Origin of the sequence: Fodinicurvata halophila (assembly GCF_042651425.1) — a bacterium.
Taxonomy (GTDB): domain Bacteria; phylum Pseudomonadota; class Alphaproteobacteria; order Kiloniellales; family DSM-21159; genus Fodinicurvata; species Fodinicurvata halophila.
This window is the reverse complement of the sequence record NZ_JBHSCW010000003.1, coordinates 45013-59434: the sequence shown is the minus strand read 5'-3', so window position 1 is coordinate 59434 and position 14422 is coordinate 45013. Positions and strand designations below refer to the sequence as shown.

Genomic DNA, 14422 nt, shown 5'->3' with positions numbered 1-14422 from the left:
TGCAACACACCTCACTGCCTTGCCATCAGGAAACGACATCATGATTCCCCGCTACAGCCGTCCGGAAATGACCGCCCTCTGGGACCCGGAAGCCAAGTTCCGCATCTGGTTCGAGATCGAGGCCCATGCCTGTGATGCCATGGCCGAGCTGGGAATCATCCCGAAGGACGCGGCCCAGGCCATCTGGGACAAGGGCGCCTTCGAGGTCGCGCGCATCGACGAGATCGAGCGCGAGACCAAGCACGACGTCATCGCCTTCCTGACCAACGTGGCCGAACACGTGGGCGAGCCCGCGCGCTTCCTGCACCAGGGCATGACCTCCTCGGACGTGCTGGACACCTGCCTGGCGGTCCAGCTCACCCGCGCCACGGACATCCTGCTGGCCGATCTGGACCGACTGCTCGAGGCGCTGAAGAAGCGCGCCTACGAGTTCAAGCACACCGTCTGCCTCGGCCGCAGCCACGGCATCCATGCAGAACCCGTGACTTTCGGACTCAAACTCGCGAACCACTATGCCGCCTTCGCACGCAACCGGGCGCGCCTGGAACAGGCCCGGCAGGAGATCGCCACCTGCGCCATTTCCGGCGCCGTGGGCACCTTCGCCAACATCGACCCCTATGTGGAGGAATACGTTGCGGAAAAGTTGGGACTGCAGCCCGAACCCGTTTCCACACAGGTGATTCCGCGGGATCGCCATGCCGCCTTCTTCGCGACGCTTGGGGTCATTGCCTCCTCCATGGAGAACCTGGCCGTGGAGGTCCGTCATCTGCAACGCACCGAGGTGCGCGAGGCCGAGGAATACTTCTCACCCGGTCAGAAAGGATCCTCGGCGATGCCGCACAAGCGCAACCCGGTCCTGACCGAGAACCTGACCGGCCTGGCCAGGATGGTGCGTTCGGCCGTCGCCCCGGCCATGGAGAACGTGGCCCTGTGGCACGAGCGCGACATCTCGCACTCGTCGGTGGAGCGCATGATCGGCCCGGACGCCACGATCACCCTGGACTTCGCCCTCAACCGCCTGGCCGGCGTCGTCGAGCAGCTGCTGGTCTACCCCGACAACATGCAGCGCAATCTCGACCAGCTGGGCGGGCTGGTCTATTCCCAGCGTGTCCTGCTGGGACTCACCCAGGCCGGCCTCAGCCGCGAGGACGCCTATGCCGTGGTCCAACGCAACGCCATGAAGGTCTGGGAAGAACAAAGGGATTTCCTGGAGCTTCTCAAGGCCGATCCGGAAGTCACCATTGCCGAGAAGGACCTCGAGGCACTCTTCGACCCCGCCTATCACACCAAGCATGTGGACACCGTCTTCCGACGCGTCTTTGGCGAGGACTGATCCGGCCTCGAACCCGCCAGCGGTGCGGCGATAACATGAAGAGGGGGCGGTCCAACAGGACCGCCCCCTTTGCGTGCAAGGCCTCCGCCGGGAACTTTACTCGGACATGATCTGCTGCTTGGCCACGGACGTCAGTTCGTCGATCTTCTTGCGCAGGCGGTGCTCGGAGAAATCCACATTGCTGTTCTGTATATCGGCCATCACCTTGCGCACGACGTCCTCGTCACCCGGTTCCTCGAAGTCGGTGCTGATCACCTCACGGGCATATTCTTCGGCCTTGTCTCCGGTCAACCCCAGCAATTCCGCGATGAAAAGGCCGAGCAGCTTGTTTCGGCGCACCATGACCTTGAACTGAAGTTCCTGATCGTGCTTGTACTTGTCCTCGAAAGCCTTCTGGCGGTCATCTAAACTCATGAATGTCTGCCTTTCACTGTTAGGGCCTGGAGAGAGCCTATCAACACGGCGCCTTCCCCACTGTCTGAATCCGGAAGCGTCGTTATAGCGTTTCGGCCCCGATAGGTGAATAGCAAGCAGTAAACGGATTTTTGGCACATGTGCACTCTCGTCATCGATCGCGCCCCGGGACACGACTGGCCCATCCTTCTGGCTGGCAATCGCGACGAGATGCGCGACCGCTCCTGGAAAGCACCTGGTCGGCACTGGCCCGATCGCCCGCATGTCGTTGCGGGCCAGGACCTGCAATCCGAGGGCGCCTGGCTCGGCCTGAACGACGACGGACTGGTGGCGGCTGTCCTCAACCGCTACGGCAGCCTGGGGTCGACGCCGGAGCGGCGCAGTCGCGGAGAACTGGTTCTGGAGGCACTGGATCACGCGGAAGCCACGGCGGCTGCCGAGGCTCTGGCCGACCTGGAGCCACAGGCCTATCGCAGCTTCAACCTGGTGGTCGCCGATGCCCTGGATGCCTTCTGGATCCGCCACAGCGATGAAGAGGGGGCGGGTATCGACGTTTTTCCCATCCCGCCCGGCCTGTCGATGCTGAGCGCCTTCGACCTCAACGACACCTCCAGCGGACGAATACGTCACTATCTGCCGCGCTTTCGCGCCGCTTCCCGCCCGGACCCGGAAACGCAGGACTGGCAGGACTGGCAGGACCTGCTGGCCGCCACCGAGGTTTCGGAGGGCGAAACGGCATCCGCAGCCATGTGCTTTTCCCTGGACAACGGCTTCGGCACGCTCTCCAGCTCCCTGCTGGCACTGCCCGACGTCCGACTGGACAGCATGGATGCGCCCCGTCGACCGGTCTGGCTTTTCGCCCCCGGCCGCCCGGACCAGACAGAGTATCGGCCGGTTGATCTAGAACAGTGAGCCTTGCGACGGTGCGGCCTCCTGCATCGGGGCAGGTTGCAGCAGGGCGGCGTCGTCCACCCGGGAATCGTTCAGGGCCTGCGGGAAAGGTGCGAGCGTCAATTGCGCTTCAGGGAATCTCACCATGAATCCCGGAAGCCTTTCGGCCGGGGTGGCCGGATCCAGCCAGTGCTCGAAATCTTCGGGCCGCAGCATCACCGGCATGCGGTGATGCACGGAGCGCAGCTGGCCGCGCGCCGCCGTGGTCAGAATGGTGCAGCTTTCAAGCGCCCGGGGCACCGTTTGGGTGGGATCGTACCAGCGCTCCCAGAGCCCGGCAAAAACCAGCATCTCCCCTTCCGCATGGCGCACGCCATAGGGCTGCCGTGGTCCCTTGCCGCCGGGCCATTCCAGGAAACCGTCCGCCGGTATCAGGCAACGCCGCTGGCCCCAGGCCTCCCGAAAGGCCGCCTTTCCCGGCGCGGTCTCGCTGCGGGCATTCTTCAGGCGGAGAGCCATGTCCCTGTCTTTCGACCAAGCCGGCACCAGTCCCCACTGGGGCATGAAGAAAGCTGGCCCCTGCCCGTCATGCCGGACCGCGGGCACGGCACTGCCCGGCGCGATGTTCGCGCGTGCACGAAGCTCCGGAACGCTCTTTAGCCGAAAGAGTGCTCGCAGGCGCTCGGCGGGCGAGATAAGAAAAAAGCGACCGCACATGCTTTCCTGTTAAGGGCCGTTTGCGAGTCGCTTCAAGGCGGACTGTTCCCTGTTGGCAACAGCCTGCTCCTCGAAAAGACGTTCATGGTATGTCCAGTGGACAGAAATCTGTCATGTGCTAGATTTGGTGTCTTGGCAGGGGGCAAGCGCAAGATTTTGCGCACAGGCCAATTTTTCACAGCTTGTGGACAAATGGAGACGGCAATGGACGGCGCGGCAGTATTTCAGGCCAAACAGGCGACTGAAGAGGCCACCGGGCCTGTGGACAAGATGGGGACAGAGGCAGAGGAGGAAAGCGCCTCCCCCACACAGGCTCCCGACCTGACTCCTGAGGAGGCTTCCACAGACGCCGTTCATACCACCTCCGAAGAATTGCTGCCGGATGACGGGATTCGCGATCGCTTCCAGAACGACCGCGGCATCACTGTCCTCATGGATCGTTCGCGCGACGCCCGCCTGACCGCCTTCGGCAAGGCCACACTGGCCGACAGGTACCTGTTGCCCGGCGAATCCTACCAGGACCTTTTCGCCCGCGTGGCAGCCCACTACGCGGACGACTCCGAGCACGCCCAGCGCCTGTACGACTATATCTCGCGCCTCTGGTTCATGCCGGCCACACCTGTGCTGTCCAACGGCGGCACCAAGCGGGGCCTGCCGATCTCCTGCTTCCTGAACGAGGCTGGCGATTCCCTGGACGGCATCGTTGACCTGTGGAACGAGAACGTCTGGCTGGCCGCGCGTGGCGGCGGCATCGGCAGCTACTGGGGCAACCTGCGCTCCATCGGCGAGAAAGTCGGCATGAACGGCAAGACCAGCGGCGTCATCCCCTTTATCCGGGTCATGGACTCCCTGACGCTTGCCATCAGCCAGGGCTCCCTGCGTCGCGGCTCGGCGGCCGTCTACATGCCTGTCGACCACCCGGAGATCGAGGAGTTCGTGGAACTGCGCCGCCCCACCGGCGGCGACCCGAACCGCAAGGCGCTCAACCTGCATCATGGCATCACCATTCCCGACGCCTTCATGCGCGCCGTCGTGGACGACGAGGAATGGGGCCTCAAGAGCCCCAAGGACGGCTCGATCATCCGCAAGGTTTCCGCACGTCAGCTCTGGATCCGCATCCTCACCGCACGCGTCGAGACTGGAGAGCCGTATGTCATCTATTCCGATCACGTGAATCGCGCAATTCCCGAGCACCAGAAACGCTCGGGCCTCAGCGTGAAGATGTCCAACCTGTGCAGCGAGATCACCCTGCCCACCGGCATCGATCATCTGGGCAACGATCGCACGGCCGTCTGCTGCCTCTCCTCGCTGAACCTGGAAACCTGGGACGAGTGGAACGATCAGCCCGGCTTCATCGAGGACGTCATGCGCTTCCTGGACAACGTGCTGGAGGACTATATCCAGAACGCCCCGGACAGCATGGCCCGCGCCCGTTATTCAGCCCAGCGTGAGCGCTCCGTGGGCCTGGGCGTGATGGGTTTCCACACCTTCCTTCAGAAGAACCGCATTCCTTGGGAAAGCGTCATGGCGAAGGTCTGGAACGAGCGCATCTTCAAGCATATCCGTGCCCAGGCCAATGCCGCCTCGGTCAAGCTGGCCGAGGAGCGCGGCCCCTGCCCCGACGCGGCAGAACACAAGATCATGGAGCGCTTCTCCAACAAGATGGCCATTGCGCCCACGGCCTCCATCTCCATCATCTGCGGCGGCGCCTCGCCGGGCATCGAGCCGATTGCCGGCAATTCCTATACGCACAAGACGTTGTCCGGCTCCTTCAACGTGCGCAATCCGCACCTGACGGCGCTTCTGGAGGAACGTGGCCGCAACGACGAGGAGACCTGGAGCTCGATCACGCTCAACAACGGCTCGGTGCAACATCTGGATTGCCTGGACGAGCACGAGAAGGACGTCTTCAAGACCGCCTTCGAGTTGGACCAGCGCTGGCTGATCGAGCTGGCCGGCGACCGGTCGCCTTATATCTGCCAGGCACAGTCTCTGAACCTCTTCCTGCCGGGCGACGTGCATAAGCGCGACCTGCACCAGATCCATCTCATGGCCTGGAAGAGAGGCGTGAAAAGCCTGTACTACTGCCGATCACGTTCGGTGCAGAGGGCGGAGTCGGCGCCGGGCCTGATGTCGGGAGCGATCGTGCCGCTGCGCGGCAAGGTGAACAGCACGGACCAGCCCGCCGGACAGGACAGTTCCGTGGACTACGAGGAATGCCTGTCCTGCCAGTAGGGAGTATACAATTGAAAACGTAAACTGAAATTCCCCTAAAGGACTGTATTACAACAAAAATATCCTGTAATTTATGAAAACTATTGCGCTACTCTATTTTAGGCGGTAAAATGGCACGAAAAAGTGTCAACTACTGGGCTGTTTCTTGTGCGCGCATCTGTCAAAATATTTGCAACTCGCAGCGGCGAGAAAATGGCTATCATGGTTGGCCTGGATGGCATTCCGCTCTACTGGCCGAACCTTTACTCGACAATCGAATTCCGGAATCGCGGCAAGTCACATAATTCTGCGCGCAATATGCTTATGGCTGTGTCGTCAACACGGCTTTGGGCGGAGAGCGTTGGGCGCGACTTCGATGAGGACCTGATCTCTGGGTCCTTTTTCAGCTTTTCAGATGCTGAGGCAATCGCTGACTTCCTCGATTACACCGCAAAGTTTCAAGACAGGATTGCTGCGCGAAGTCATCAGAAGCAAAACACAGGGAACGTATCGCGCCTTGAATCTGCCCGGCCCAATGTCCGCGAGATGGCGCATAACCGTGGCAACACAATTCAAGCAGCGGATAAGGCGACGCGGATTCGATACGTCGCCAGCTATGCCGAATGGATGCTGAAGAGGCGATCAGGAATTACCGATCGCAAAGGCGGCTTCAATCCGGATTTTCAAGTTCGAGCTTTGGAGGCCATTGCCCGCCTTCGTTCACTGGCACCGCGGGTCAGGCAAAGATTAGATGACGAGACCCTTGAGGCGATGGACATCGAGACCTGCAAGACCATCGAGCAGGTCATCCAGCCTGATGCGGAAAGAAACCCATTTTCCCATCCGTTTGTCCAGTATCGGAACTATTTAATCTGGCGATTGTTCCTCGACACTGGCTGTCGTATCGATGAATTACACAACATTAAGGCCAGCGATGTAGTCTACGCTTCGCGCGAGTTGAATATTCGGGTCTCAAAGACCCGCCCTCGAACCCTGCCAATAAGCAAACACACGGCAAACGCATTCGATGTCTTCGTCGATAAGTATTGGGCAAAACTGCCCAAGAGCGCGCGTTCCAGAGAGTGGTTGTTCACAACAGAAACTGGCACCCATCTGTCCAAACAGACAATCAGCACGATGTTCCAAACAATTCGCGAAAAGGTTCCGGAGGTACCAGAGTGGCTAACCTCCCATACCATGAGACGGACATGGAACGAACGGTTCAGCCTTATGGTCGATCAGCGCATTGAGAAGGGCGACCGAATCACGCCGGATCAAGAAAAGGCAATGCGGAACCGCCTTATGGGCTGGTCGGACGGCTCTGAGATGGGTGAAATCTACAACAGGCGACACACGCGCCGGAAGGCCGACGAGGTTGCGAAAGCCCTTCTTGATGAAATCGGCCCGGATGCCCGTCCGACGAATAGCCCTTCGCGTACAAGGACAAGATAAGATGAAAGCAGGATCGGCAGCGGCATCGAACTCCCTACCCAATCAGACGAAAGCAGTCCGCCTTTTGAATGGCCTAACAATCGATATCACGCTGGACAGGCCCATCGTCATAGATGGCGCGGGCGGTCGAAAACATACCTTTGATTTTTCTTGGATCGATCAATCATCAGAATTTGGCAGAATCCTTCTCCAGCAACTTGTAGGCCTGCTATCTACCCACTCTGTATCATACTCACGTAGCGTACTAAAAGCATCCAAGCACTTCTTTACCAAATGCAATATTGACCAAACCAGGCCCTTGCATCTGGCAGATATTGCAGCTTTTCCGCAATGCGTGAAAATGAGTTATTGGCCTTTCTTCCGGGCATTGCTCGGTAAGCTCAAAGTGACTGCATCTGATGTTCTTTCGGAGGAAGTGAGGCGATTTCTGGAACAACCCGAAAAATTCGAAGAAGAAGGCAAAGGAGCTTACTTTGTCCTCGTGACCAATGATCCATATCGCGGGGCGTTAACTGAGCAAGAGCTCAAAGATATCCAGTACGGTGTGAACAACGCTTACCAATCAGGTATACTTGGTATCGATGAATACACACTGGTCTGGCTGTTTATCGCGACCGGGGTTCGACCTATCCAGATGGGCAAACTGACGATTGGGGATGTCCGCATCACCAACGGACCTGAGGGCAAGGAAATCATGCTGATGATGCCTCTTGCCAAGGGTGAAAAGGCCGTCGTGAGCGAGAAATGGGCGCGTCGATCTCCGACAGTTCTCGTCGATGTTCTCCTCAGCTATCTCGCGGAGATTCATCCTGGCTATATGGATATCCCGCCCGACACCCCTTTATTCAAGATCTCATCCTCCCGGATGGCTCCGACTCTAAAGGCAATATTCAGGAAAGTGCCAACGTGGTCGGATCGACTTGAAGGTCCCATCCCTATCCACCCGTATCGCTTCCGCTACACCCTTGGAACACGGGCGCTTGCCCAGGGGGCGAGTGACCATGAAGTAGCACGGCTACTGACCCATCGAACAACGTGGTGCATTCAATCTTACAAGGCCGCCATGCCTGCCCTGCAACGGCCAATCAAGGGCGCATTAAGTGGGCACATGGATCTGATCTCCAGGGCCTTTCGAGGCCGTCTGATCAAGGACCTACATGAGGCGTCTCGGCACGGCGACGATGCGGCCCTGATCCGGGACTTCCTGAGTCTCACGGGGGATTCCATAGGGGCCTGCGGAACCCTGGCGAAATGCTACCAGAACGCTCCCGTCGCCTGTCTCACCTGCGATAAATTCGAGCCATTCGTAAAAGCTCCGTGGGAAGACCTCCTCACGCAGCTCCAGGCCGACATGGAACGGGAGACCGATGATCGGATCAAGAATATTACCATCAATGCAATCAACGCCACCAATCAGATTATCGCTCAGCGCGATGCCATGACTGCATAGGACAGCCATCATGAACAATGTAGTCATTCCCTTCGTCGCACCGACACAGCGCAATGCGCAGCGAAACATCGAGGCGTTTATCAACTTCGTGCAGAAGAACGCGATCTACTTCCATGGCCCGCATGCAGCCCAATGGAACGACATGAAATGGGATTTAACCCCATTCATGCCGAAGCGGGCCAATACGAAAACCATCGCAATCTTCTCTACCGAGGCGTATGGCAATAAGCCCTTCCCGCAGCCATTTTACGATCAAGCGAAAGCGATGATCGCCAATCAGTTGCGGACATCGAGAGGCGCCCAGGTCTCCGGCTATCTTGGGGTGATACGGGTCCTTTACAAGGCGCTGAAACAGGCGAACCTGCCACCAAGCATTGAACATTTAAACGACCACGTTTTGAGTATCGCTGGAGAGATCATTGCCGAGAAGGGCGATGCATGGAAGGCAGGTCGCACGCTCGAAGGGTTCATTCATGATCATATCGAAGCGGGGCGTCTTTCGGCAGTTCCACTGACATGGATAAACCCCTTCAAGTGGAAAAAGCCGAAACGTTCCAACATGGTGAACGCCAAGTCGGAACGTGAAGGTGAAACCTATAAGCTGCCTCACATCAAGTGCATCTTGGACCTCGCATCCGTCTTCCAGAATCCAGCTTCATACAGCGATACCATAACCTCGGCATGGTTTGCGCTTTCCATGTTTGCCCCCTCCCGGGTCGGCGAAATCACGACCTTGCCAACGACCTGCATCACGCACGGAGACGATGAAGGCGAACCGATACTGGGATTGTCCTGGCTGCCAGAAAAGGGCGGCGCTGCGATGACAAAATGGGCCACCTCACCAGGGTGGGAAGACCTTGCCGTAGAGGCCGTCACCCGCCTTAGCGAACTTGGAAAGTCCGCCCGGACTGCTGCCGAGTGGTACGAGGAAAACCCTGATCAACTCTATCTCCCGCCAGGTTACGAGCACTTACGCGGAAAAAGGCTGTCACGAGAACAGGCCTACGAGATCTTGGGTTGTGATCGCACCCCAGATAATACGTTCTTCAACCGTCGGGGCGTGACTCGCGTCGAGAGAGGACAAACGGGTCTCTACGCATTCGAAGATGTGGAACGAATCGCGCGTGAGATGCTGCCTGAAGGTTTCCCGATTGCCGATCCAGTGACAGGGCTAAAATACTCAAAGGCACTTTTTACGATTCCAAAAGAAGCGGCCCGGGCGCATTCGAAAGGATCTGCCTCAGTAACTTACTGGAATGTCCCGTCATCCGTGACGACCTCCATGATCGTCCATGATCTTGGTAAAAAACCTAGCGGCACCACGATTTTCTGGCGTCACAATTTGCTCGATCCGGAAACCGGCAAGCCTTGGAAACTGTCATCACACCAACCGCGCCATCTGTTGAATACGCTCGCTCAGTCAAAATACCTCTCGCAGGAATTAATTGCCTTCTGGTCGGGCCGCAAATCACCTAGCCAGAACGAGTGGTACAACTGGCTCCCACAAGAGGCAATTATTGAGGCTTACACCCGTATGGGTGACGAAGCCCACATTGAGCTCAAGGTCGAAGGACCACTTCACGACAAGTGCCAGCAACGAACAAAGAACGAGCCGATCAGCTACGAGGAAGCACTACGGCAAGAGTTCGGCGCAGTCCATCGGACGCGATACGGTCAGTGCCGTCATGATTACTCGCTAACGCCTTGTCCAAAGGATAAAGACTGCATCAACTGTGGTGAGAACAGCCTCACCAAAGGCGATAGCCGAGATATCAGCGAAGCAGAAATGCAGGTCAAGCTGCATACGAAAGCGATCAGGAACTGCGCCAAAGCTGTCGAGGCTGGGGAACCGGGTGTCCAGCGATGGCTAGATATTCATGAACACAAGCGAGAGCGTTGGGAAATGGCACTCGGACTGCTGACCGATCCGAAGATCCAAGACGGCACAATCATAACGCTCCCGCCACCCACTTTCCCGCAGACAAAGACAGGGCTGACGATGGCGATCCGGGATGCCGAAGATGCCTTGGTTGAGCCAGCAATCAAAGCAAACGAGCATAACGTTGATCCGACATCCAAGACAAATGCGTCCTCCACGCAACTAAGCCTCGGAGACGACTTTTTTGTTATGGGTGCGTGACATGCAACAACGCCGACGGATCACGGATGCGGATGTCGAGACAGCTGTTCGTCTGTTGGATGCATGGTCCAACAAGCTTACTTGGGATCGTTTTCTCGCAGTCTTCGAGACGGAGGTTGGGTATCGCTACACGAAAATGGCGATGCACAAATATCCTCGGGTTACGGACGCATTCGAAAGAGCCAAGCATCGAATTCGTGAGCAGACGGAGCTTGCCCTAAGAAATGCGGGCTCGAACCGTAAAGGCCCTATTCCACATGGCGATGTCGCGCTCGCCCGAGCCTATGAGAAAGTCGAAGAACAGAAGCAGCGTATTGCGCGATTAGAGCAAGAAAACAGGGATCTCTTGGAGCAGTTTTTGAGATGGCAATACAACGCCAATGCCGCCGGAGTATCCCGTGAACGGCTGGATCAGCCGCTTCCACGCAAGCACGATAATAATGTGGTCGTCACCTATAGCGACCGAAAAAAACGAAAGCCGGAGGCTGAGGAATGAGACAGTCTAAACCAAGGGGTGCAGAAGGCGCTGTTCAGAACGTCGAGAAACTACGTGAATACCTGGGCAGATTGGCGTCAACCGGTGAGTGCCTTCCTATGCGTGGCGGAGACATGAACCGCACCGCGATCGCAAAAGCCTGCGGTTTTAACAGATCGGTTCTCTACGACAATGAGGACTGCGCTCGCATGCTCGCTGAAGCGCACTCCTCAGAAACGCGAAAGACTCCCGGAAGCGCGCATGATGACCCCACCGGAAAACAGCTGCAAGCACTCGAGAACCAAGTGCAGCACCTAGAGACCCGTGTCGCGTGCTTGGCTGCTGAGAATGCAGATCTTCGGCTGAAGCTCAAGCGGGCGAAGGCAGTAGCCGATGAGCTCGTCGCAGATGGGAAGCGTATCGCCCCATACGAAAGCGGCGGAACTCAATGAGTTCCGCCGCCATCATCGCCTTGACGGTCATCGGTGTCCCCACCTGTACCGTAAGGAAAGTTTAGTGCCGCAGTTCGCGACAAACAAGCCATCATTGTCTTGGTCAAATATCCCGGGGGGAGCGAAGCGGGGGGCAGAGCCCCCTTCCCTTTGGCCGGACAAACCCCGCCTGCTGGAAAGGGTCCTGGCGCGCGATACGGAATTCCAGGGCATCGGGAAGGCCAAGGCGTCAAGGCTCGCCAGCGCATTCGGCGACGGCCTCCATGCAGCCTTGGCCGACAAAGACCCACGCGTAGCCGACGTAATCGGCGCCGAACTGGCTGCCGGGTTGTTTGTCGTGTATTCATCAAAACTCCGCGAAATGGACATCATCGCCTGGCTGTCGGAGCTCGATGTCGATACGCGGGTCGCCCTGAAGATCGTCCGCGTGTGGGGCGCAGAAGGCGCCAATAAACTACGCCGCAACCCATATCTGCTGATCGGTTTCATCGGCTGGCGGCACGTCGAGTCGATTGGACGGAAGCTCGGGATTGCCGATGACGACCCGCGGCGCCTGGTGGCGGCGGTCGAGCACGCCCTGTATCGGCGATTGGACGACAAGCATACGCTGACGGGAAAGGTGGAGCTCTGCCGATCAATCAGGAAACTTCTTCCTGGCGACGCTTCCCCGACGGCCGCGATCGATTTGGCCGTTCAGTCATATGGCGCGGTTCCGTTCGGCGACGGCTACCAGCCCTCAGGCGCCGCGGCGATGGAGGCGTTCGTCGCCAAGCAGTTTCTGCAATTGGCCAATCAGGAAGCTCAGTTGGATCTCGTTGCTCAGGATATCGGCTCCGAGGAGTTGGAGAAAGCCATTGACGCTTTCGACACGACGCGCCCCTACCCGCTTACAGAACGGCAGCGTGAGGCGGTTCACATGGCCGTACGGAGCCGGATCGGATTCCTCGGGGGGTACGCTGGGTCCGGCAAGACAACGGTGTTGCGCGCCGTCTGTGAAGTTGCTGAGCGGTTCGGACGGGTGATCCATCTCATGGCTCTGAGCGGTCGCGCCGCGAAACGGATCTCGGAAGCGACGGAACGCCGAGCAACGACGATCGCCAGTTTCCTGAAGCGTGTCACCGAGCGGAAAGATATCAACCTAGGGCCAGAAGTCATCCTCGTAATCGATGAGGCCTCCATGATCGATCTGCCAACGCTTTATCGGATCATGCGTCATGTTGGATTGGCGCGCTTGCTGTTGGTGGGCGATCCCGCACAGCTACCGCCGATTGGGTTTGGCCTAACGTTTCATGCCCTGATCGATCACCCGAACATGCCCCATGTCATACTTGATCGAGTGCTTCGACACACAGCAGAAAGCAGGATATCCTTGGTCGCAGAGGCTATCCGTAACGGAAGGACGCCGACTGTCGAGCATTTCCAAGGTCTCAAGGACGGCGTCTCATTCATCCCCTGCTCCGCACAACAAGCCTTCAACAGCATTATCAAGCTTGGGCGACGACTTTCCAAAGACGGCATGGAAAGAGGTAAATGCCAGATCATCGCACCACTCAAAGCTGGCCCTGGCGGTATCAATGCGCTGAACGAGAGCTTCCATAACTTGCTGACCGCAGGGAGGGCCGCCTTCCCTGGAAGACCGGATATCGCCGAAGGGGACCCGATCATCTGGACCCAGAACGACTGGCAACGAGACCTCCAGAACGGCTCTATGGGCCGTGTAATACGTATCAACGATTATGAGATTCGCGTTACGCTCGATGAGCGGGAGATAGAGCTAGGAACTTCTGACGGTGGATACCTCGATCTCGCTTATTCGATCAGTGTGCACAAAGCACAGGGCAGCCAATGGGACTGTGTGATCGTCCCAATCTACCCGAGCCGCATCTTAGATAGAACCCTGCTATACACGGCAGTCACGAGAGCGGCAAGACAAGTCATTTTCCTTGGCGATTGGCAGGTGTTTGAACGAGCCATTAAGGCTGCTCCATCAGTAGATAAGCGCGAGACGAGCCTCCCGCATCGCTTACGCCACAAGATAAGGATATGATAATAGGCGGTCGTTGGCGGCCACGACTGCTCATGTACCAGTCTTTCTCGATGGTTCTCCCAATCCAGCGATCCCATGTCACGCAGGGACGAATATCGGATTGGATGGGTTGCATGCTCGACCAAGTCGTCCCGGGCTTCCATCTTGTCACCCCATCATTCTGAAACGGTGTACAGCACGCTAAGGGGACCGCCATGGCGAAGATCGTGAAGACAAACACATCGAATCCCACCGCCATTGCCCGGTTCTTTGGCTGCGCGCTCAATCAATGCCGCGTCTGTCGCTGGATAGAGCAGAGCTGCGGAATACCAAACCGCGGATCACGACCGGCCTGGCCGGGTGTTCTGGATGTGCCGAGACAGAAAGGTTCGATGTGTGCCCACTGGGCATTGAATATAACACGTCAGCTCAAGGTTGCTCTCCAACGTTTGCAACCTTGAATCGGCAATCACCATAAAGGGAAACCCCAAACGTCAACAGACCCTATAACTGTCCTCTATAACACGGGAACGTTATCGGGGGTGACGCTCGAAGCCGGAGTAGGAAACTTGCGTTCGATTCCAGTACGTCACTGCTCGCTTCCGCTTCCACATCTCCGACCGAGATCATATTCCCGATACCTTCTGCATAAAGGCCAGTTTACACTTGACGCCTGTATCAAGCGTTATGCTGCAATCTTGCATAATACTGCCGGACATGACTGTGCATGCGGCGTCAGCACGCATACCGTCGAGGTTATGCGGAACAACAGCCTGGACGACTACATCGTCCAGGACTGAACGGTTGAGCGCGCATTACAGGGGCTCACCCCTTCGTGATTGAGGCCCGTTCGTAGTT

10 protein-coding genes are annotated in these 14422 nt (G+C 57.8%); 8 read left to right on the top strand and 2 right to left on the bottom strand.

Annotated elements, in window-relative coordinates:
* The first annotated feature begins 40 nt into the window (after positions 1-40).
* Positions 41-1333 carry an adenylosuccinate lyase gene (gene purB, locus ACFOW6_RS05075; RefSeq protein ID WP_382421255.1) on the top strand — a complete coding sequence of 431 codons (1293 nt, stop codon included), beginning with the start codon at positions 41-43 and terminating at the stop codon, positions 1331-1333.
* Between the two features lie 96 nt (positions 1334-1429).
* Here the strand turns inward: purB and ACFOW6_RS05070 are convergent, their stop codons facing one another.
* On the bottom strand, positions 1430-1747 hold the full coding sequence (locus tag ACFOW6_RS05070) for a DUF1476 domain-containing protein (protein ID WP_382421254.1): 318 nt from the start codon (positions 1745-1747) through the stop codon (positions 1430-1432).
* A gap of 138 nt (positions 1748-1885) precedes the next feature.
* Between ACFOW6_RS05070 and ACFOW6_RS05065 the strand changes: the two genes are divergently transcribed.
* Positions 1886-2659, top strand: a complete 774-nt coding sequence (locus ACFOW6_RS05065) for an NRDE family protein (RefSeq protein WP_382421253.1) — start codon at positions 1886-1888, stop codon at positions 2657-2659.
* Here ACFOW6_RS05065 and ACFOW6_RS05060 read toward each other — a convergent pair.
* The gene (locus ACFOW6_RS05060; RefSeq protein WP_382421252.1) at positions 2648-3355 is read right to left on the bottom strand and encodes an SOS response-associated peptidase; all 708 of its coding nucleotides are present in this window, start codon (positions 3353-3355) and stop codon (positions 2648-2650) included. The two genes, ACFOW6_RS05065 and ACFOW6_RS05060, sit on opposite strands and share 12 nt — an antisense overlap.
* 432 nt (positions 3356-3787) lie before the next feature.
* Between ACFOW6_RS05060 and ACFOW6_RS05055 the strand changes: the two genes are divergently transcribed.
* The 6 genes from ACFOW6_RS05055 to ACFOW6_RS05030 all read left to right on the top strand — a co-directional run bounded on the left by ACFOW6_RS05055 (position 3788) and on the right by ACFOW6_RS05030 (position 13585).
* Positions 3788-5590: a ribonucleoside-diphosphate reductase subunit alpha gene (locus ACFOW6_RS05055; RefSeq protein WP_382422089.1), complete on the top strand. Its 1803-nt coding sequence runs from the start codon at positions 3788-3790 to the stop codon at positions 5588-5590.
* Positions 5591-5791: 201 nt separating this feature from the next.
* Positions 5792-7021: a tyrosine-type recombinase/integrase gene (locus tag ACFOW6_RS05050; RefSeq protein ID WP_382421251.1), complete on the top strand. Its 1230-nt coding sequence runs from the start codon at positions 5792-5794 to the stop codon at positions 7019-7021.
* Between the two features lies 1 nt (position 7022).
* Positions 7023-8471 carry a hypothetical protein gene (locus tag ACFOW6_RS05045; protein ID WP_382421250.1) on the top strand — a complete coding sequence of 483 codons (1449 nt, stop codon included), beginning with the start codon at positions 7023-7025 and terminating at the stop codon, positions 8469-8471.
* Between the two features lie 10 nt (positions 8472-8481).
* Positions 8482-10611: a hypothetical protein gene (locus ACFOW6_RS05040; RefSeq protein WP_382421249.1), complete on the top strand. Its 2130-nt coding sequence runs from the start codon at positions 8482-8484 to the stop codon at positions 10609-10611.
* Between the two features lies 1 nt (position 10612).
* Positions 10613-11107, top strand: a complete 495-nt coding sequence (locus ACFOW6_RS05035) for a hypothetical protein (protein ID WP_382421248.1) — start codon at positions 10613-10615, stop codon at positions 11105-11107.
* A 372-nt stretch (positions 11108-11479) separates the two neighbouring features.
* On the top strand, positions 11480-13585 hold the full coding sequence (locus ACFOW6_RS05030; protein WP_382421247.1) for an AAA family ATPase: 2106 nt from the start codon (positions 11480-11482) through the stop codon (positions 13583-13585).
* Positions 13586-14422 lie beyond the last annotated feature (837 nt).

What these genes read in the sequence shown, in the direction of transcription:
- purB (WP_382421255.1), top strand. Translation starts at nt 41, where the DNA reads ATGATTCCCCGCTACAGCCGTCCGGAAATGACCGCCCTCTGGGACCCG.
- ACFOW6_RS05070 (WP_382421254.1), bottom strand. Translation starts at nt 1,747, where the DNA reads ATGAGTTTAGATGACCGCCAGAAGGCTTTCGAGGACAAGTACAAGCAC.
- ACFOW6_RS05065 (WP_382421253.1), top strand. Translation starts at nt 1,886, where the DNA reads ATGTGCACTCTCGTCATCGATCGCGCCCCGGGACACGACTGGCCCATC.
- ACFOW6_RS05060 (WP_382421252.1), bottom strand. Translation starts at nt 3,355, where the DNA reads ATGTGCGGTCGCTTTTTTCTTATCTCGCCCGCCGAGCGCCTGCGAGCA.
- ACFOW6_RS05055 (WP_382422089.1), top strand. Translation starts at nt 3,788, where the DNA reads ATGGATCGTTCGCGCGACGCCCGCCTGACCGCCTTCGGCAAGGCCACA.
- ACFOW6_RS05050 (WP_382421251.1), top strand. Translation starts at nt 5,792, where the DNA reads ATGGTTGGCCTGGATGGCATTCCGCTCTACTGGCCGAACCTTTACTCG.
- ACFOW6_RS05045 (WP_382421250.1), top strand. Translation starts at nt 7,023, where the DNA reads ATGAAAGCAGGATCGGCAGCGGCATCGAACTCCCTACCCAATCAGACG.
- ACFOW6_RS05040 (WP_382421249.1), top strand. Translation starts at nt 8,482, where the DNA reads ATGAACAATGTAGTCATTCCCTTCGTCGCACCGACACAGCGCAATGCG.
- ACFOW6_RS05035 (WP_382421248.1), top strand. Translation starts at nt 10,613, where the DNA reads ATGCAACAACGCCGACGGATCACGGATGCGGATGTCGAGACAGCTGTT.
- ACFOW6_RS05030 (WP_382421247.1), top strand. Translation starts at nt 11,480, where the DNA reads ATGAGCTCGTCGCAGATGGGAAGCGTATCGCCCCATACGAAAGCGGCG.